Origin of the sequence: Nocardia sp. NPDC050713 (assembly GCF_040654315.1) — a bacterium.
GTDB lineage: Bacteria > Actinomycetota > Actinomycetes > Mycobacteriales > Mycobacteriaceae > Nocardia.
In genome coordinates this window covers 1-18,539 of record NZ_JBFAHS010000033.1, presented here as the reverse complement: position 1 = coordinate 18,539, position 18,539 = coordinate 1, and the positions used below count along the sequence as shown (strand labels likewise).

22 protein-coding genes are annotated in these 18,539 nt (G+C 67.2%); 4 read left to right on the top strand and 18 right to left on the bottom strand.

Annotated features, from left to right (window positions below; genetic code table 11):
- Positions 1 to 583: 583 nt before the first annotated feature.
- From AB0H49_RS34070 to AB0H49_RS34000, 15 genes are all read right to left on the bottom strand, one after another.
- Positions 584 to 2,386 carry a hypothetical protein gene (locus AB0H49_RS34070; RefSeq protein WP_357257150.1) on the bottom strand — a complete coding sequence of 601 codons (1,803 nt, stop codon included), beginning with the start codon at positions 2,384 to 2,386 and terminating at the stop codon, positions 584 to 586.
- Positions 2,386 to 2,799, bottom strand: coding sequence for a hypothetical protein (locus AB0H49_RS34065; RefSeq protein WP_357257147.1), 414 nt, complete (start codon positions 2,797 to 2,799; stop codon positions 2,386 to 2,388). Before AB0H49_RS34065 ends, AB0H49_RS34070 begins: the two co-directional genes overlap by 1 nt.
- A 64-nt stretch (positions 2,800 to 2,863) precedes the next feature.
- Positions 2,864 to 3,208, bottom strand: coding sequence for a hypothetical protein (locus AB0H49_RS34060; protein ID WP_357257144.1), 345 nt, complete (start codon positions 3,206 to 3,208; stop codon positions 2,864 to 2,866).
- Positions 3,202 to 4,068 carry a hypothetical protein gene (locus tag AB0H49_RS34055; protein WP_357257141.1) on the bottom strand — a complete coding sequence of 289 codons (867 nt, stop codon included), beginning with the start codon at positions 4,066 to 4,068 and terminating at the stop codon, positions 3,202 to 3,204. Before AB0H49_RS34055 ends, AB0H49_RS34060 begins: the two co-directional genes overlap by 7 nt.
- 55 nt (positions 4,069 to 4,123) lie before the next feature.
- Positions 4,124 to 4,723, bottom strand: coding sequence for a hypothetical protein (locus AB0H49_RS34050; RefSeq protein ID WP_357257138.1), 600 nt, complete (start codon positions 4,721 to 4,723; stop codon positions 4,124 to 4,126).
- Positions 4,724 to 4,760: 37 nt separating this feature from the next.
- On the bottom strand, positions 4,761 to 5,675 hold the full coding sequence (locus tag AB0H49_RS34045; protein ID WP_357257135.1) for a hypothetical protein: 915 nt from the start codon (positions 5,673 to 5,675) through the stop codon (positions 4,761 to 4,763).
- 30 nt (positions 5,676 to 5,705) lie between these two features.
- The gene (locus tag AB0H49_RS34040) at positions 5,706 to 5,864 is read right to left on the bottom strand and encodes a hypothetical protein (RefSeq protein ID WP_357257132.1); all 159 of its coding nucleotides are present in this window, start codon (positions 5,862 to 5,864) and stop codon (positions 5,706 to 5,708) included.
- A complete protein-coding gene (locus AB0H49_RS34035) occupies positions 5,861 to 8,029 on the bottom strand; it encodes a hypothetical protein (RefSeq protein ID WP_357257129.1) in 2,169 nt (722 codons plus the stop codon). The genes AB0H49_RS34040 and AB0H49_RS34035 overlap by 4 nt, the downstream gene beginning before the upstream one ends.
- 79 nt (positions 8,030 to 8,108) lie before the next feature.
- A complete protein-coding gene (locus AB0H49_RS34030) occupies positions 8,109 to 8,528 on the bottom strand; it encodes a hypothetical protein (RefSeq protein ID WP_357257126.1) in 420 nt (139 codons plus the stop codon).
- A 1-nt stretch (position 8,529) separates the two neighbouring features.
- Positions 8,530 to 8,820: a hypothetical protein gene (locus AB0H49_RS34025; protein ID WP_357257123.1), complete on the bottom strand. Its 291-nt coding sequence runs from the start codon at positions 8,818 to 8,820 to the stop codon at positions 8,530 to 8,532.
- Positions 8,817 to 10,916 (bottom strand): type IV secretory system conjugative DNA transfer family protein, encoded by a 2,100-nt coding sequence (locus tag AB0H49_RS34020; RefSeq protein WP_357257120.1) that lies wholly within the window; start codon positions 10,914 to 10,916, stop codon positions 8,817 to 8,819. The genes AB0H49_RS34025 and AB0H49_RS34020 overlap by 4 nt, the downstream gene beginning before the upstream one ends.
- Entirely contained in the window at positions 10,913 to 11,710 is a 798-nt protein-coding gene (locus AB0H49_RS34015; RefSeq protein WP_357257117.1) for a hypothetical protein, read from the bottom strand. The genes AB0H49_RS34020 and AB0H49_RS34015 overlap by 4 nt, the downstream gene beginning before the upstream one ends.
- Positions 11,707 to 11,862 (bottom strand): hypothetical protein, encoded by a 156-nt coding sequence (locus AB0H49_RS34010; protein ID WP_357257114.1) that lies wholly within the window; start codon positions 11,860 to 11,862, stop codon positions 11,707 to 11,709. Before AB0H49_RS34010 ends, AB0H49_RS34015 begins: the two co-directional genes overlap by 4 nt.
- Positions 11,859 to 12,128, bottom strand: coding sequence for a hypothetical protein (locus AB0H49_RS34005; RefSeq protein ID WP_357257111.1), 270 nt, complete (start codon positions 12,126 to 12,128; stop codon positions 11,859 to 11,861). The genes AB0H49_RS34010 and AB0H49_RS34005 overlap by 4 nt, the downstream gene beginning before the upstream one ends.
- A complete protein-coding gene (locus AB0H49_RS34000) occupies positions 12,116 to 12,262 on the bottom strand; it encodes a hypothetical protein (protein ID WP_357257108.1) in 147 nt (48 codons plus the stop codon). The genes AB0H49_RS34005 and AB0H49_RS34000 overlap by 13 nt, the downstream gene beginning before the upstream one ends.
- 109 nt (positions 12,263 to 12,371) lie before the next feature.
- Here AB0H49_RS34000 and AB0H49_RS33995 point away from each other — a divergent pair, with 109 nt between their 5' ends.
- Together AB0H49_RS33995 and AB0H49_RS33990 are read left to right on the top strand one after the other, a co-directional pair.
- Positions 12,372 to 13,163, top strand: a complete 792-nt coding sequence (locus AB0H49_RS33995) for a GntR family transcriptional regulator (protein ID WP_357257105.1) — start codon at positions 12,372 to 12,374, stop codon at positions 13,161 to 13,163.
- Positions 13,160 to 14,164 (top strand): asparagine synthase-related protein, encoded by a 1,005-nt coding sequence (locus tag AB0H49_RS33990; RefSeq protein WP_357257102.1) that lies wholly within the window; start codon positions 13,160 to 13,162, stop codon positions 14,162 to 14,164. Before AB0H49_RS33995 ends, AB0H49_RS33990 begins: the two co-directional genes overlap by 4 nt.
- A 71-nt stretch (positions 14,165 to 14,235) precedes the next feature.
- Here the strand turns inward: AB0H49_RS33990 and AB0H49_RS33985 are convergent, their stop codons facing one another.
- On the bottom strand, positions 14,236 to 14,889 hold the full coding sequence (locus AB0H49_RS33985; RefSeq protein ID WP_357257099.1) for a hypothetical protein: 654 nt from the start codon (positions 14,887 to 14,889) through the stop codon (positions 14,236 to 14,238).
- Between the two features lie 810 nt (positions 14,890 to 15,699).
- Positions 15,700 to 15,900, bottom strand: a complete 201-nt coding sequence (locus AB0H49_RS33980) for a toxin-antitoxin system (protein WP_357257096.1) — start codon at positions 15,898 to 15,900, stop codon at positions 15,700 to 15,702.
- 164 nt (positions 15,901 to 16,064) lie between these two features.
- Here AB0H49_RS33980 and AB0H49_RS33975 point away from each other — a divergent pair, with 164 nt between their 5' ends.
- Positions 16,065 to 16,856, top strand: a complete 792-nt coding sequence (locus AB0H49_RS33975) for a ParA family protein (protein ID WP_357257094.1) — start codon at positions 16,065 to 16,067, stop codon at positions 16,854 to 16,856.
- Entirely contained in the window at positions 16,853 to 17,200 is a 348-nt protein-coding gene (locus AB0H49_RS33970; protein ID WP_357257091.1) for a hypothetical protein, read from the top strand. The genes AB0H49_RS33975 and AB0H49_RS33970 overlap by 4 nt, the downstream gene beginning before the upstream one ends.
- A gap of 138 nt (positions 17,201 to 17,338) precedes the next feature.
- Here AB0H49_RS33970 and AB0H49_RS33965 read toward each other — a convergent pair whose 3' ends face one another.
- Positions 17,339 to 17,863, bottom strand: a complete 525-nt coding sequence (locus AB0H49_RS33965; RefSeq protein ID WP_357257088.1) for a hypothetical protein — start codon at positions 17,861 to 17,863, stop codon at positions 17,339 to 17,341.
- Between the last annotated feature and the right edge of the window lie 676 nt (positions 17,864 to 18,539).

Below are 18,539 nucleotides of genomic sequence, written 5' to 3'. Positions count from 1 at the left end.
CCAAAGACCAGTCCTTTTGGTCTTTGGTGTCCCCGGGGTGGGGAGGGACCACGCACCCAAACCAGCAGGTCAGGGAGAGATCACAGGACATCCGCACCCGGACGACCTGGCGGGCGTATTCCGGACGTATTCCGGGCAGTTCTCCGGGACCAGTCCGGGCATCGAGATACAGCAGCAGACCTCGGCCGCCGTGCGGCCGTGGTCCGCGAGCTGGCGCTCGCGCGGTTCTTCGCGCGGGTGAGTGTCCTCCCGGTATGGCCTGATCGAGGGCTATCACGCCGGAACCTGGCCCGCCCGCTTGGCATTCGACAGTCGCGTCGAGGTGAGGGGGCGGGCCAGAACCGCGGCGTGATCGAGTCGCCCTCAGGCCATACCGGGAGGACACTCACTCCTTCAGCTGTGCGCTTCGTCCCGGGGTGGAGCCGCCGCTGGCGGCTAGGCGGAGGGCGCTGCCCCCGCACCCCCGCCGCTCGCCGCGGAGGCAGGCCGCCCAAGAGGCCACACTAAAGCCGTCCCGACAAGCAGAAATGCCGCGCATCTGGTGATGCGCGGCATTTCTGCTTGTGCTGAAACTGCTGGCCTGTCAGCCGATCGAACGCGGACCGGCCACTTTGTCGGCGGCCTTGATCGCCCGCAGAACCGTCGAGTGCGGCAGAGCGACAACCTTCTCAGCGATGCCAGTCGCGCTCTCGCCCCGAGAGTGTGCCTCGTAGATGAGTGTCAGCACCTCGACCGGCTGCTTGGACAGACCACGACTGGCGACCGCGCGTGCGAGCTTGCCCGCTTCCGCGCGCGTCATCCGGTGCGCGAACGGTCCACTCCCCACCGTGCCGCGCGCGATCGGCGCGCGATCGGTCGCGCGCGCCAGCGCGCCGTCGACAGCCGTCTCCCGCGCGCGCGGCGCGCGGCCCGCGCGCGGCGAACGATCCGTATTTCCGATCGCCGCGCGCGCGGGTTCCGCGCCGCGAACCAACGTCACCACCGAGCGCCGATCGCGCGTGGCCCTCTCGTCCGAACCCTCATCCGCAGAGGACGTCTCGTCCTCTCGCGCGGCGATCGGTTCGCGATCGGTTGCCTGTTCAGCAGGGTTGTGCACGGCGCGCGGAACATCCTCGTCCGCTGCCTCCGCGCGCGCGATCGACTCCGACCTGACCGCGCCCTCGTCGCGCTCAGGCCGCGCGCCGCGCGCGATCGGTGACGCGTCTTCGACAGCGATCGGAGCAACGTCCGCGCGCGGCTCAGCAGACTCTCCGCGCGCGATCGGCGCGCGGCCGCGCGCGGTCTCGATCGCGGCCTGATCCGCGCGCGCGGCGATAGGTTCGCGCGCGATCGGCGGCAACGCGGAGCCCGTCTGTCCGCGCGCGGCGAACTCGCGCTCCAGCTCCTCGAACACCTCATCCGCAACCGGCGACACGGAGGGGAGCGGCGGCCGGGCCGAGGCCGAATAAGTGCCGGTGCCCGCACCTGCCTCTACGTCGGTGTTGTCCCCATTTCGCACTCCAGGTGCGACCCCCGTAGTAGCGACCTCCTCGCCCCGCACTGCGGGACCAATGCGGGTGAGCGCTGCGAGGCGAGCCTGGATGTCTTCGTGTTCGGCCTCGGAGAGACTCTCGGTGGCGCGGTCGATCGAGCGGCTGTATCGGGTGGCAACAACGCTGTAGGTGTGCAGAGCGGTGCCGATGATGACGGGCGCGATGATGTGGGCGCCGATCTGGCCCCACTCCATGTTCTCCAGGTACGGGAAGACGTTCAGCACCACGGTGACGCCCAGTAGCACGTTCTCGATGCCGCGGGCCTTCCACGGCTGTTCGATCACGCCCCATTCGGCGCTGTCGCCGGTGGACATCATGAGCGCAATCAGGGTGCCTGAGATCAGGAACTCGATGCCGTAGGCCATCCACCACCAGATGTTCGACGGACCGCCGGTAGGCGCGATGTTGTGCTGCACGCTCACGGCGCTGATTGCCATGGCGATGATCAGGACGCTGGTGACGATGCGCAGGGCGAGGGTTTTGCGCCGGTGCAGTCGCGCGACCTTGGTGTGCGGGCTGCTGCTGTGCCGCTGCTGGGCGATAGCTCTCTCAGCGTCGATGAGATCCCGGGATTGCTGGTCGGCGAGTTCATCGATGGTGCGGCGCAGCCGGTCGGCGGCCTTCTCTGCTGCTTCGATGCGCGCGAGCTTTTCGTTGCGCTCGTGATCTCGCGCCCGCTCGGCGAGGGCACGGTCGGCGTTGAGCTCGCGTTCCGACAGCGCTTCCAGAAGAGCGGGGTCGTGCTGGTGTGCGAGCCGGTCACGGGCGACCTGGACGCGATCGTGCAGCGGCGTCTCATCGGAGATCGGATCCGAAGCACCGGCCGGGCGGCGCAGGAACGAAAGAGATTTCATCATCGGGTCCTCCGAATCCGACGCAGATCGATGACCGACAACACGATCACGCAATAGATGAGCAGCGGTAGCACCAGGTCGGCGCCGTCGTCGAAGCCGAGGTGGCGGGCATAGCCACGTATCGGCACGTAGGCCACAAGGAACGCGAGCACGAGAAGCACCGCATTCACGAATTCGAGCAGCGCGAACACCTTCCCTGCTGGCGTGTAGGCGAACCCGACGAGCCCGACGGCGAGGACGAAGGCCATCATCCCGGGCAAGGTACCGCCCCATGCCGCCGCGACCAGGTTTTCGTCGCTGCGGGCGAGAGCCCAGCCAGCCCCGAAGACCGCCATCATCGTGGCGGCCGCGGAGAGAAGCAGCCAGAAGAACGCACCCCTGGTGAAGCTTTTCGAAGTGTCCTGTCTATCCACGGTCTTCTCCTGATAGTCCGCCTATCCACCTAGCTAGCTAGGTGGATAGGCGATGTGATCGGGGCTAATGCAGTTCGAGTTCCAACTCGATCTGCTCCTGGTTCTCCTCGGCGCGGGGTTTCAGTGCCAGCGGTTGCGGTCGGAATCGCAGATGCTCGGGCACAGGGGGATCGGCGAACACGATATCGGGTACGGCCGCGCCACGGCGCTCCCAATCGGTCTGCCAATCGCGTTCGGCGACTTCTTGGTAGGTGCAGTCGAGTTCGGCGAGGATCTCCTGCTGCCGGGTCGGATCGGTTTCCAGCGCCAGCGCGATGTAGAGCCGCTCCTGCTCGGTCCACAACGCGTTTTGGGCGCAGATCTCCTCTTCCCGGGCGTCCCACTGCGGCGGGCGTGGATTGATCACCATGGCGATTCCTCCAGCTCCAGCTCGGGCTCCGGCACGGTGGACTCCGTCTCGCGGGCGGCGATCACCTCGTTGTAGCGGTGGCTGGCCCGCTCGCTCTGCTCCTGCCAGTAGGCCGGGTCGTCGTGGACTTCCTCCTCGAACTCCTTCCAGGACGCCGGCCAGGTGTCCTTGTCGTAGAGCTCGGCGATGCGAGCATCGATGGCGGCGGTCTCCTCAGCGGTTCGGCTGGCCGCCAATTCGCCCTGCAGGTCGCTGATCTCGTCGTGCCTCTGCTGCCACCGCAGCCGCTCCTGCCGCTGCGGGTCGAACGCCTCGCGCAAGAACACCATGTGCCGTGCCTCTCGGGCGCCGTCGGCGGTTCCCACTCCATGCGCGAGAGCGGCCTGGGTCAGCTCATGGGCCTTGCTGGGATCGTGCTGCCACAGCTGGTGCACCTGACGGAGGTGGTTCCACTCCTGGCTGTGCTGGGGGATGGTCCACAGGTGCTCGATCTCTGCGGCCCGTTCCAGCAGCTGCTCTCGCTCGATCTCGTTCTCCCCGTGGGCGACAGCGGCGCGCAGGTCGATCCAGCGTAGGAAGTCCTGCCGGATCCCCTGCTCGGAGCGGTCGGTGGCCGCCGTGGGCCCTTCTGCGGGTACGGACCGTGCGGCGTCGGGCATCTCCAGATTCCATGCCTCGCGGTCGACGGTCGCCAGGTGGGCGCGAGCGAAGCCCATCACGTCGATTTCCAGGTGCCTGCCGGGACCGTTGATGTAGTCCATCAGCTCCTCGCGAGCCGCGGCGCGCTCGGCCTGCGAGGTGCCGCTGCCGATGCGCTGCATGATCTCGCGGACGTGCGGGTCCTCGTGTGCCAGAGTCATTAGCTTCTCCTAATAGCTAGATATATAGGTAGTTCCGGTGTGGGATTCGGCCTGGTCAGACAGCCTCGCTCAGCTGGATGCGCTCGCCCTCGTCGAGGGCAGCCTGGCGGGCCTGCTCGTAGATGTCGTGCTGGCGAGCGACGTGACGGGGGTCGCGCTCGGCCTGCAGCTGCAACTGCAGCCACTGCGGCGGCCAGGTCGAACGGTCGTCGAGCATCCGCAAGCGGAAACGCACGGACTCACGCACCGCGGTCTCGCAGATGCCGCCGGCCAGGCGGCCCTGCAGCTCGCAGATGGCGTCCTGGGTGCGCTGCCAGCCCTCGACGCCGCGCTCGTTCTCGTCGGCCAGGTGCCGCACCTGCAGCAGGCTGCGGACCTCGACGTCGTCGAGATCGCCGATGTCGCCGTCGAGGGCCTGCTCGGTCAGCTGCTGCATCACCTGCGGGGCGCGGCGCCAGTCGGCGAGCAGGTTCTGCAGGTACAGCCACTCGGGCCGGTAGGCGCTGTCGCGCCAGGGCTGGGCGATCGCCTCGGCGCGGCGCAGCAGGTGTTCGCGCTCGACCTCGTTCTCGCCGTGGGCGACCGCGTCCTGCAGCTGGATCCAGGCACTGGCGTGGCGGCGCATACCCTGCTCGATCTCACGGTTCATGGTCATGTCATTGCTCCTATAGCTAGATAGCTAGATGGTTTGGTCAGTACTCGTCTTCGGTCAGCTCGATGACCTCGGTCTCTGCGGTGGAGGTGGACGCCGTCACCTCCTCCCGCTGGTCGACGCGCCAGCCGAGACGGGCGCGGATCCGCTCGACCGAGCGCTGGCTGACACCGACGGCCTCGGCCACTTCAGCGGCGCTGTGGCTGGTGCTAAGCGCCAGCACCAGCTCCTCCCGTTCGGCGATGACGGCGCGCTTGTCCGACTGCGTGGTGCGGCGGGCCCTGATCGGAGTGGCGTCGAGACGGTCGATTTCGTCCTCGTCCCACTCCCACGGCAGCGGCCAGCCCTGCTGGTGGCCGTGAGCGCGCGCCCGATCCGATGGGCCCGGCACCATCTGCAGACGGTCGAACACGTCCCGGACCGCGCGCTCACGCTCGGCGGTGATCGATTCGCCGGTCGATCCGTTGGACACATTCGGTTTGCCAACCAAGGCCGCCATGGTCGAGCTGGCCGGATTGATGCCGAGCTCGCGAGCCAAGTGGGCCTGCGGGTAGCCGTAGGCGACCAGGGACTGGATCCGCCGCTGGGCGCCGTGGATCGGCACGCGTGCGTGCGGATCGACGACGTCGGCGACGCGATCGGGCACTTCGACGGCCAGGACCGCAGCGGCGGTCTCGGCGTCGACGGTCTCCCAGTCCTCGCGGCTGACATTGCCGATCGTGGTGCGGTCGACTCCGGCCAGCTGCGCGATCTGGATCGGGCGCAGGCCCGCGGCGCGCAGACGCTGGACGTGTTCTCTCGTGGCCTCGGCGGACACGCGCGGCTGCCAGCGGCCGTACGCGGTCTCCCGGCGACGCAGCCGCTGGTAGGACGCCTCGCACATCCCGCGTGCGAATTCACCAGCCCGGCCGCAGCCGCAGCCGCACATCTGCGGGTGATGCTGGCGCTTGACCACGGGTCTTCTCCTTCCTATCTAGCTAGGCAGCTAGCTCTCTTCCTCGATGAGTTCCGGCTGTTCGGAGGTGTCTTCTTGCTCGGTCGCGTGGGGGTCTTTCAGTTCCAGTGGCTGCCCCGACCGCAGCCACTGGTTGACCGTCCGACCCGGGGTCCGCACGACAGGCACGGACCCCGGATCGGTGATCACCCCTCTTCCTCGACCAGCTCGATGTCGGGAACGAGCTCCTCTTCCAGCGGAGGCAGCTGGGGGCCGGGATCCTCGGTCACAGCCGCGGTTGCGGTCCGCTCCTCGCGGGCGGCGCGAGCCTTGTCGCGGGCCTGTGCCGCTTGCCTCTCCGGGCTACCGAACCGTTCGGCGGCCGGGGTGCGCTCGGCGAGCGCTTGCACGGCCTCGTCTCGCTCACCGCGGAACCGGTCGCGCTCCTCGGTCAAGGTCTCGGCCAGCTGCACCAGTTGGGCGATCCTGCGAGCAGGATCGACCTGCTCGCGCCCGCTCGGCTGTGCGCCGTGACCATTGAGAACCGCGGCCACGGACTGCGTCCGGTACTCCTGGACCGGCGCCTGCTGGTGCTCGCGGTGTGCCTGAGCGAGCTGATCGCGCTCGGAGCTGGCCTTCCGCAGCTGGGTGGTCAGATCGGCGTTGTGCGCGATGGCGGCCTTGTGCCGGTTCTGCAGCGCCTCCACCTCCGCACGCAGCTGGTCACGCTCGGAGACAACCTGCTCCAACGAGACGCCGCGATCCGTGTTCTGCTCGCGGTCAGCGGCCATGCTGGCGAAATCGAGCCGCAATTGGGCCACATGGTCGAAGACCTCCTCCTGCGGTCCGGCGGTCCAGAACAGCGGGTCGGAGCGGCCCTCGCTGGACTCCTCGTACGCGGATGCCTGCACGGTGGTGCCCGGCGCGGGCCGGGCCTGGGCGACCTGCTGCTGTACCCACGCCAGCGTGTCGGTTTCGCTGGTGTGGGCGCCGAACTCGTAGACCACCCGGTCGGCCCCCTCAGGCAGGTAGCTGACCTGGCCGTGGAACCGCAGCTCCTCCGGTTCCTGGTCCTGCTGGCGGGCCAGGGCCTGCTCACGTTCGGCCAGCGAAGCCATCACCGCCCGGTGTTCTCCGCTGTGGGAGTAGATCGGTGCCCGATCGTCACGGGTGTCCCAGGTCTGGACGTGCGCGGCCGTGCCGAAGGTCAGCATCCGGTCCGGGTTGCTGCGCATCCACGCCGTCGCGGCCTGCTCACTGTCGAACGACTTCGACCGGCTCGAGGTCACCCCGTTGCGGTCGGTCCACCCCACCACGGCACGGAACCGAGCCGCCTCGACGCTGCGTTCGGCGGTGGAATCGGCGGCGGCAATGCGGTCCAGCAGCTGGTCCTCACCGTTGAGCTTCTGCGCGGCCGCCACAGGCTCGCGTTCCTGCAAAGCGGCGCTCCACGCCCGATACAACTGGTCGACCTGCTCGGGGCCGCCGTGGATCTCGTTGAGCAGGTGCTCACCGATGGCGGCGTCACGGTCATAGATCCGTACAACGACATCGCGGCCGAGCAATTCGCTCTTGGAGCGGACCCAGTCCCGCGCCTGGCCCAGGTGGTCGACGGTCATCTCCGCGGGCCGCTGAGCGACCGGCAGCCGGTCGACCTCCAGGCGCTGCTGGTCGGCCAGCTGCGCGATGTCCTGGCGCGCGATCCACACCGCGTACCGGCCCTGACCCCACGGCGGAGCATCCAAAACGGCCGTTTTGGGCGAGACTTGCGCGGTGGTGCCGATTTCGGCGCGTTCGGCGTGCAGCTGCTCCCACTGGGCCAGCCGACGCCGCTCAGACGGCTTGGCCAGCCCGGTCCGCAGCCGTGAGATCCCCGCCTGTACGCGCGCTTTCAGCGCCTCGATTCCGCGGACCTGCGGGAAGGCCTCCGGCGGCTGGTAGGCGGGCATGTAGTGGGCGGCGTACAGCGCGGTGATGGCGCTGCCGCGTTCGGTGTCGGACAGACCGGCCCCGGTCTGGATGCGCCGCTCGATCGACAGCCGGGCCCGGCTGAGCTGCTGCTGGCGGCTGTACCAGGCCTGCATCGGCTCCGCGGGGCGGACCTGGTGGCCGTGCCAGATCGCACCGTGATGGGCCTGTATGGCCGCGGCGAGGTCCGCGCGCAGCTGGTCGAGCTCACGCTGCTCGCGTTCGCGCTCTTCGCGCAGGATCCGGCTGACCAGCATCTGCGCTTCCTTACGCTCGCGGCGCGGGAGCCGGGTGACGCTCGGGTCGGCCTTCTTGACCCGCTCGACGATCGCGGCGACGGCCGCACCGGCACGCTTGGCGGCGCGGCTGGTCTCGCGACCGATCTCGTCCACTTCGGACTGCGACATAGAGATTTTCCTTTCTCTCCTTATCTAGCTATTGAGCTAGCTAGCTTTCCTCGGTGAAAATGTGTGTCTGATCAGGGGTTCAGGCGTTTTTCTGGATGCGGCGGGCGCGGACGCGAACGCGGATCGGGGTGGCGATCGGGTACCAGACGTAGCGGCCGAGCAGGCGGATGACGCCGACGAAGATCTGCTTGGCGCGCTCGCCGGTGGCGGTCGCGATCTGCCATCCGGCGGGCGAGCCGGAGGTGCGCCAGATGCGGTGGGCGATCCAACCCAGCAGCCACAGCAGCAGCGGGGTCACCGCGGCGGCGGGGGCGCCGGAGCAGACGAGGATCACGCTGGTGGGCGCCAGGGCGGCCATGGCCAGGATCGATCCGCGGTGCTGGCGGATCCGGCGACGCAGCCGCGCTTTGCCGTTCACCGGCGCGTTGCGGTCCGGGTCGATGCCCGCCTCTTCCAGCAGGGCGCGCAGGTCGGCGTCCCAGTCGGTGACGTGCTTCATTTCAGTGGTCCTTTCCGGTGTAGGTGATCCAGGCCTGGATGAGGTCGGTGTCGGAAGCGGCCATCCACAGCCGGTCCACGACGTGCGGGACGGTCAGCGTGCCGAGCAGGTGACGGTGCACCTTGTCGGGCACCGCTTCCTGGGCGTCCCAGATCCGGTGCAGCAGCATCGCGGTGTCGGCGCCGCCGCGGGGAATTCCCCGACGCTCCATTTCGGAGGCGATCGCGGACAGATGCCAGTAGTGGGTGATCGCCTCGATCAGGTCCGGGATCGACGGTGTCTCGGCGTTCACGCGCTTTCTCCCAGGTCCGGCTCGTCGTCCAGGTCGACCAGGCCGATCTCGTCGACGGCGGGGGAGGGGCTGGTGACCGGCTTGAGCCGGGCGCGGGCCTCGACCGGCGCCCGCATCGAGTCTTCGGTCTGGTCGATGCGGGGCAGCTCTCCCAGATCCAGCGGGGTGATGTGGCCCCAGATCGCGCGGCGGCCGCGGACGTAGACCGCGTCACCGCGCTCGAATTCGCTCAGGGCGTCGGGGTGCACCAGGAAGGTGTCGGCCACGCCGGTGGAGCCCTCGTCGCCGTGGTTGCCGCCGAGGGTGTGGCGGGTCGACTCCGCTTTCGGCGCGGTGCCGTAGAGCTCGCTGGACTCCTTCTGGCCGTCGCCGCGCATGAGGATCGCGCCGCCGGAGGCGGCGACCATGATCCGCCGCGCAGCGGCCGCGTCCGGGCCCAGGCCTTCGACGTTCTGCGCCGAGACGACCATGCTCATGTCGTACTTGCGCGCCCGCTCCAGGACCTCGATCACGCCGATGTCGCCCTGGGCGTCGTTGACGGCGGCCGTCTCGTCCAGGATCAGCCGGATCCGGCGCCCATGTCCCGGGGTGGCGGCGTACTTCAGCAGCATCTCCAGCAGGGCGGCCGCCTGAGCTCGGGCGGTGTCTTTCTGGGTGGTGCCCGGAATCCGCAGGAACAGCGCGTCGTAGGCGTCGAACGGCTTGCCGCCGTCGATCGCCGGACCCAGCGAGTCCCAGATGTCGCGCAGCATGCCCGCGACGCTGGCGACCATCGGCGGCTTGGTGGTGGCGAAGCCGTCGATCTCCTCCTGGATCGCCTTGTCCATCGGGTAGAGCGCCTTGAGCGCGCTCGCCGAGGACAGCCGCTGGAACAGCTCACGGCGCGACCGCGGCGGCGGCACCGGGCGACCGAGGTGCTCGGTCGTGCCCATCGCCAACCGGATCACCCGGCGACGCGACTTGAAGAAGTACTCCTGAGCGGCGTCCGAGGGCGCCGACGGGCACACCATCTTCTGCAGGGTCTCGGTGACCTCCTCCGGCTTGAGCGACCACAGATCCAGCGCCGCCGCGTCCGGCCACAGGCCGATGCGATCGGGCTGCACACCGAGACGCCCCATCATCTCGACGAACTCCCGCGAGGTCTTGTAGTCGCCGCCGCAGTCCATGTAGACCAGCAGCGGGCGCGGGCCGCCCGCCAGATGCTTCTGCCAGTCCGCCACGAACAACCCGGCGCTGAGCCGGAACTGCATGGTGGTCTTGCCCGACCCGGAGTTGCCGAGCACGTAGATGTGCTGATCGAGCGCGGCCAGCGGGATGGTCAGGCGCCGGTCGTGGCCCTTGGTCAGCGAGGACCAGACCGTGTCCGGGGTCGGGCTGGTGCGCTGACTGCACGGCCCGAGCACGACGTGGGTCGGCATCGGCCAGCCTGCGGTCAGGGGCAGCTTCGCTTTCGCGGCCTCCCGGCCGACACGGGCGCGAGCGGCAGCGTGGCGACGCTGCATCCTGCGCGAGGCCTTCGGGGAGCGGCCGCGACCGTCTTCCTCCTGGTCGCGACGCCGCGCCCACCACAGCGCGGCCGCGCCCCAACCAGCAGGGATCGCGGTGATGGCCATCGCCACCGCGCCGCCGACTATGTAGCCGCCGCCCAGCTGCACCGCCTGGGCACCCTCGGCGAGCAGCTCCAGCGGTGCGGTCCAGGACCGGTCCAGCACCACCGCGCCGACGGGCAGCATCATCGCCCCGGCCGCGCAGTTGCGCAGCTCGTAGGGCTCCAGGCCCCGCTTGCGGGCCGCCTGCACCAGACTCAGGCCCGCGGCGGCCGCCAAGACGGCACCGCTGCCCGCAGCCGTCGCGGCGTCGAGCACCTGCTGCACCGAAGGCACGTCCAGATCCCAGGTCGGCGGCTGCCAGCCATCCGGCGGCATCAGCGGGTCGATCGGGCTCTGCTCAGCCGGAACGCCTTCGTGCGGCACGGGCGCCGCATCCGGCACCGGAACCTGCTCGACCGCCGGCGGTTTCGGCGCGGGTGCGACGGGGGTCGGGGAGTAGGGGGCGCAATCCTCCGGCGTCAGCACCGGCTTGCATTCGCGGCTCATGACCTGGCCTTCTTCCTGCCCGCGATGATGGTGTCCAGATCCCGCACGTGCAGGCGCTTGCCCGTCTCGACGTCCTCGGCGCGCAGTTCGTCGACCGCGGCCTGGACATGCCGGTTCACTCCCGCCCCGCGGCAGAAGTAGATGACCCCGGACACGCCGAGCGCGGCGTGCTCGATCGAGCGCTGCAGCTGCTGTGCGGCGCGGATGCTGGTCAGCAGCGTGGACTTCATCCGGCCCGCGCCGCGCTTGACGGTCAGCTCGCACTCGACGGCCCACAACTTGCCGGAATCGTCGGTGAACAGGGCGTCGTGGCAATACGGGTGCGGTGCGCCGACCATGGCCGCCGCGCCCTGAGGCGCGGCCGCGCTGCGCAGCAGCCGCTCGCTGACCCAGCGCTGCGGATCGGTATCGCGGCCGGTCAGCGCCAGTCGCAGCTCACCGAGGGCCCGCACGTGCGCGGCCGTCGACGGCCGCACCGTCCACTGCCCCGGATCGGTACCGAGGAACCCGTACGCGGTGGCCCTGGTCGGCACCACCCACATCGGCCCAGCGATGCCATCGCGCTCACCGACCGTCGCGTGGGTCAGCTCGACCTTGTCCGCCTTCGCCAGCGCCGCGACGATCTCGTACGCCCAGGACTTCTTCACGCCGTACCACTGCGCGACTACGTCGATCGGCGCCCCGTACTGCTGGGTCAGCCATTCCAGAAACAGCTGGTCGCGCAACGTGATCCGACGCTTACGAGGCCGCGGACCGCGCGGCGGCCGCGTCAGCTCCTGCTCGTGCATGCTCATTCCTCCTCCGTCATCTCGATCAGCGCGGCAGCCAGATGCGCGCGCTGCGCCGCGAACCGACGACCCGCTCCAGCGGGCGCCTGGTCTCCGGCTTCGACCGCCGCGGCCTCCATGTCCAGTGCGAGCTCCTGCACCACGTCCAGGCGGCTCATCGCTGCACCTCGGCCGGAACACGCTGGGGGACAACGCAGCCCAGACGGGCGGCGTACTTCTCCTGCTCGGCACGGCAGTAGTTGGGCGAGGGCCTGTAGTCCTGCTTGTAGTCCAGCCACGCGGCCGAGCAGCCCGCCATGCCGATCAGCAGCGCCACGGCCAGCACCAGCAGCCGCGCCTTCGGCGGCAACGCCTGGAACAGCTGGTTCCCCGCCTGCGCCACCTGGGCATCGGACTTCATCACCGGGCCGATCACCGCACCCACCTCCGGTTCTTGGCCCACACGCCTGCGGCAGCGGCGAGACCGATCATCATCGCTGCGGCCAACACCACCTCCGGCGATGTGACCAGCGCGTATAGCGCTACCAGCGCTACACCGACGCGGACACCAGTCTTCATGTAAACCTCTTCCGGTCATAGTCTGTATGTATTCCGGTCTTACGTAAGACTGATGCTCCCGGTCTTCCTACTGCTTGTCAAGAGATACGGAAGACCTAAACTTGCCGGTATGGGCCTGAAATATGAGCGAATAGCTGGCGAACTGAGGCGGCGAATCAAGGACGGCGAGCTCGCTCCTGGTGAACGACTCCCGACGGAGCAGGAGTTGGTCGCACAGTTCGGCGTAAGCCTCGCGACGATCCGTCAAGCACTGAGCAGCCTGCGCACCGAGGGACTGATTAGCTCCCGACACGGCCTTGGCTCGTATGTCCGTCAACCGCACAAGATGATCACGCGCCGGTCTGAGCGCCATCAGCTCGAGAAGGACACCGTGCGCAAATCAGAAGAAGAGCGTCGGCACGCCGGCTCAGCAGAGAACGACACCGGGCGCCACACCAACGACTTCGTGTTCAGCGCCTCCTACACGACGATGGTCGCCGACGAGGATGTGGCGAAGGTGTTCGGCGTCGCCGAAGGCACCCCTGTGCTGCAGCGTTCCTACCGCACCCGATTCCGTGACGAAGATGTTCCCGTCGCAGTCGGTTGCTCCTACGTTCTGCTCGACACCGTGCGTGCAAACCCTGCGCTACTCGACTCCCGGAATGAGCCGTGGCCGGGTGGCACCATGCACCAACTGTCCACGGTCGGTATCGAAGTCGATCGAGTCGTCGAGGAACTGACCACTCGTCTACCGTCACCTGACGAGATAGAGGAGCTGGATCTACTGCCCGGCACAGCGGTGTTCGCGGTCCGAAAGACCATGTTCGATATCAACGGCCAGCCCGTTGAGCACAGCGACTTCATCCTGCCGGGCGATCGGCATCGCCTGGTCTACACGACCCAACTGGAACGGTGGAAATGAACGAAACAGATTGGGCGGCCCAGACCTTCGAGCCAATCGAGTTCGTCGCCGATCGCCTCGACATCGCCTCGCCTCACCCCGAACTCCGCACCCTGACAGATCCTCACATCGCCGCGAAGCTACTGACCGCCGAGACCCGCTCACGGCTCGAAGCCGTCCTCGAGCACTTCCCAGGCACCCCGACCATTCTTCTCAGCGGTGGCGTCGACTCCATCTTTGTGGCGGCGGTCGCAGCACAGCTCGGAATTCGACCACATGCAATCACCATCGTCACCAGCGGAGAAACCGACGGCGCAGCCGCAGCGGCAGCTGCTCAAGCGCTGGGCCTGACACACGACATCATCCGGCTTTCAGCCGACGACGTCGTGCACCTCGCCCGTGACGTCATGAACCGGCTCGAAACTTCCGAACTGTGGGAAGTCACCGCCGGAATCCCTCTCGTCGCGGCCCGTCGCAGCTTCGACCAGATCTCCGATCTCGGGCCGATCCTCACCGGTAGCGGCGCCGACGCCATTCTGGGCGGCGGCCGCAAACTCACCTACCCCGTCGATTCCATCGACGCCCGCGACGAGCTTGATCGGTTGATCCGCGCCGAATCGGCCTCGAATTTCAGGGAGATGCGGTTGATTCCCCACTTCTATCCCGCTCTCTTGGACGCTTACGCCGATCGCCTCGTGCACATCTTCCAGACTGTTCGGTGGTGGCAAGTAGTCGAGAACTTCGCCCCACCAGCTCTTTTCGGCGACCACGATGGTCGACCAGTCGACAAGCTGGCATTGCGGATCGCCTGCTCTGAGCAGCTGCCGGATGGTTCCGAACAGCTTGCCTGGGGAACGAAAGCGCCGATTCAGCGTTCCTCCGGCCTGATGGAAGTCCTCGCCGGCGCCGCCCGCGGCTACGCTGCCGAGCTGCCTGGAGCCCGGACTTACACCAACCCAATGACTGAGGACGCCGAATCAGTGGCCACCCGGCTCTACCTGGCAATTCTCCAGAAGTCCTAGCGTTCCACCTTCTGGAAGACGGCTCCTAAAACGTTCGTTTTGGGAGCCGTCTTCCGTTCCCGCAGGCGGTTTCAGGATCGCGCACGTCGTGCGAGCTCCCGGCGCGATTCTTCGAGCTCCCTGGCGCGTGCAGCGGCCTTCCCGGCCGTGCGCTGGCCTAGCGCCTGGGCGACCTCGCGGGCCTGGGTCCACCCTGGCGATCCTTGGGCGGCCGCGGCCATGGTGTTGGCCCGGATTTCAGCCCACTGCTCTCGTTGCGCGGCCCTCCACTCCTCCTCCTCAGCGACATCGCGCGCCCGCTCCAACAGCGCTGGCGGTTCGTCGACGGGGGTGTGCCCGAGGATCCATGCCAGGTAGGAGTACGGATTCCGCGGGGTCTGAAGCCGTTTGCCGGACACACGCAGGGCATCCACTCCGCCGAACACATCGTCGACGGTCCAGCCATGGCGCACACGTGGTGTCAGCACAGCTGCCATACCTCGACGGGACATCTGTCGTACCCAGAGCGGAAAACGCTCGTCACGCTTCACCCTGGACGCCAACAATTCCGCCTGCTCGTCGTATGCTGGCGCTTTCCGCTGCCGCCCCTTCTTGTCGATGCGGCGCGGAGCGCCTTCTTTCACGGGTTGTCGGGGAGCAACCAAGATCTTTCGTGAGAGAGAAAGCGTTCCGCCACTTCGTGGCAGTGGGGTGACAAAACCCTGGTCGAGCAGATACTCGATCACCGAGTTATCCACAAGGTGGGACCAGCTGGCGGACTCGTGCAGAGCCGCGACGGCTGTCCATCCCCGGCTTTTATCTCGACGCTCGTGGGACTCCAGGCGTTCTTCGAGAGTACGGTGGCGCCCATCGAAGACCACACTGCGGACATCGAGCAGTCGAGCGAGTTCGCGGCACCGCTTCACAGTGCGCGGGACGCGCTCGATCCGTTCGGACAGATGCCGCACTGACGGCCGACAGTCACGCCCAGTTCGAACGTCTGCACACTGCGACTCGGCGATCGCCCACGCCATAAACGTCTTTCGGCTCACCGATGGCGCCCTCAGTGTTGCACGCAGCTCGTCATACATCGCGTCGTAGCAGGCCATCGTGTTGGCCAGCCACCGCGGCCGCGACCACCAGCAGGTAGGTACTTTGGCCTTGGTGTAGACGTCCTCGGGCAGCTTGAGACGCAGCGGACCGATCTCCAGCGGCAGCTCATTCAGAAGTGCACGAAACTCTCGCGCGAACGGCTTCCGCCGTTGTCGAGAAGAGGCACCTGGGACGTACGACCTGGACCGCCCACTCGACGGCCGTGTATTTGCACCGGATGACGTGTTGTGCGCATTGCTACGTCGTTTGCGCTGGTCAGCACAGTTCGGGTTAGGGAAATCGCGAATGGCGTGTTGCTGCCGCACCGATGTACGGCGTGCACTACCATCAGACGTGTCAGCCAAGACAAGTCCTTCGGGACCGACGAACCCCTATAGGCGTGCAGGCCTGGGGGTTCGTTCGCGTTATGGGGAATGTTGGTGCGGGCGCTTCACCCGCTCATCTCATCCGGCCAGTGGAAGCTCCTGCTTCGTTCCGAGTTCGAGCACCAGATCTCGGCGCCCGACGTGGATCGCCATCACATCAGCGACGTACTGCGAAATGCTCATGCCATTCGCGGCGGCACGCTTCTGCACTTCCTCAAACACTTCGAGCGCCAGTCGCGGTCCGACTTGCGCCCGCTTACCCTTCGGTCGCTGAGCCATGGCCGACAGCCTTCCATCACGTAACTGTTAAGCAACGAAGACACGCCGCACGAGAATCCACCCAATCTGGGCGGATTTCCGGAACATCATGCGGCGGCGCGCATCTCGGCATAGCGATCCAGCTAGCTATCTCGGTAGCTATCGACAGCGGTACAGTGCTGGTCGTGAGCGATTTCGAGGTCCTTTCCGTCTACAGCGAGACGGGTGGCGCGACGAAAACCACCACCGCGGTGTCCCTCGCGGTCGCGTCGGCGCTGCGCGGGCACCGCACGGTGCTGATCGACCTGGATCCACGCGCGGCCGCCACGAAGTGGCTCGGCGTCGAGCCCCGCGAGCCCGGCCTGGACGTCTCGGCGATCCTCGCCGACGCCGATCCGGACGGGTGGGCCGAAGATCTCGCGGTGCCGTGCCTGTGGGAGCAGCTGCCGAATCTGCGCATGATCCCGTCCGGTCGCGCGGTCTCCAACCGCGAGAAGACCTCTGAGGACCACGGCGACATCCGACTCCGGGTGTCGCTCAACGGCCTCGAGGCCGACAAGGTCGTGCTGGACCTGCCGAACCGGCAAGGCGGCGTAATCATCCAGAACGCGCTGGAGGCCTCCGACAAGGTCGTCTACGCGGGCAAGCTCGACGAGGACGGCCTCGACGGCGTCGAAGGCGCACGCACCAGCGTGGTGCGGTTCAAGAAGCACCGCGCCGCGCTCGGCGCCAGCGATCGCCTCCGCGAGGCCGGCGTCGTCATCGGCGCCTGGCGCGACACCGTCCCCACACGCGACGCTCGCCGCGCCGAAGAGGAATTCGCCGCGGCCTACGGCGATCTCGTGCTCGACCCGATGGTGCCCGAGCGCGTCATCGTCCGCGAAGCCCGCTCGGCGGGCGAGTACTACGGCTTCTACGACAAGGGCCGCATCGTGCACCAGGCGTACGACACGCTGGCCGGAAAGGTGTTCGTATGACCAGCCAAGAACGCCCGCAGCCGCGCAAACGGACACCCAGGCCCGCGCCCGACGCCAACCAGGATCCGATGGACCTGCCGGACCGGCCATCCACCACTGCCAAGCCTGCGTCTCAGAAGAGCACGACGCCGCGGAAAATCGTCCGATCGGTGACTGTACGGCCGAAGGCCCTCGAAGAGTCCAACCGCGCCGAAGTCCAGCTCGGCGTCCGCGTCAGCCCGAAAGTGCAAGAGCACCTCGAGAAGGTCAAAGCCGCAACCGGCTGGACCCGCCGCGAGCTTGTCGAGCAAGCCATCCTCGCCTTGAAAGTTCCCGGTCAGGACGACGCCGACAACGACGGCTGAACTTTGGACTGTTCCTCGTATCAATGTGGAGCAGTCTGGAACAGTCTGTGTTGTATTATCGGCTGTGCAAGATGCAGTAGCGTCTTTGAAGTGGACCCGGCAGCCATCCGGACGGTTGGTGAGCCGGGTTTCGCGTATCTAGGTGAGCTTGCGAACTCCGGTAATGATCGGGTTCACCCGATTGCGCCAATCGCCGCCCTTGGCTACGCACCAAGCCACCGCGTCTGAGATCCACAGCAGCGGTTCCTCGTTCGGTCGCATGTGCTCGTACGCGAGGGTCTCCGCGACACCGAACTTCCGAACTGCGGTATAGAGAACCTTGCGGTCACTGGTCACCAGTGAATCGTCCTGCTCAATGGTCAACCGGCGGGCGCCCAGTTCGGCCAGATCCTCCACGGCTGCGGTCAGGCAGGCAGCGCGGGCGTCGACCGCGCTTTTGATCCGAGTCGCGTCGTACACCGCAACACCGACCTCCAGCTCACACAGGGCCGAGCAGATCGATCGACGCCGGGAGTCGCTCTCCTTCTTGAAGTGGATGCGGTTCTGGCCCTTCACCCGCCGGTCTCGCAGCTGCTTGCGTGCCTCCTTGAGATGACGCACTTCGACGACAGTCGAAACAACCAACAGGCCATTCTGCTTGGTCTCATCAACGAACGCGTGCATACTGCGCCGACCCCATAGCCTTTCGCTCGCACCGACTGCCGGCGCACCCTCCGATGAACAAAGCCAACCTTTCCTTCTGTTAGGGAAGCATCGCGCGGCGAGCGGCGACCTCCCGGCCTGTACGAGACGCTTCGAGATGCCTTGCCTGCGCTTCCCTAAAGTCGAACACGGCTGCCAGCAGGGTGGATGCTTTTAACATGGACAGATGTCGAGAGGGCTGGGGTGGTTGCAGATCTACCTTCTTCGAGACCTGTATCACCGCCGCCTTGAACAGCCCTCCGGTCATGACTGGGTCGACGTCCGGACCATCCACTGCCACGAGCGACTAGATGGTGCCAGCGCAACGGCACAGCACCGCGCGAATAGGGCGAGCGTTCGTCGTGGCGTGCGACGACTCGGTGAGATAGGCCTGGTTGAATCTGAGCTACGGAACGCAGGTGTGAGGCAGATCGACCGACACGGCGAACCTCATCCGCCACGCCCACGCCTTGTCATGTTCGCGCGACTGACTTCCCAAGGGATCAGCTACGTCCGATCTCACGACATTGACCCCGAGTACATGGAGCTCCGCCGTCTTCTCGGGGACTGTCGGTTTAACGGCGGATCCGACCTCGGTGTGGGTTAGTTCCCGGTCGGGTGGATCCGGCCTTCGAAGGTGATGGCGAAAGCGTTGAGG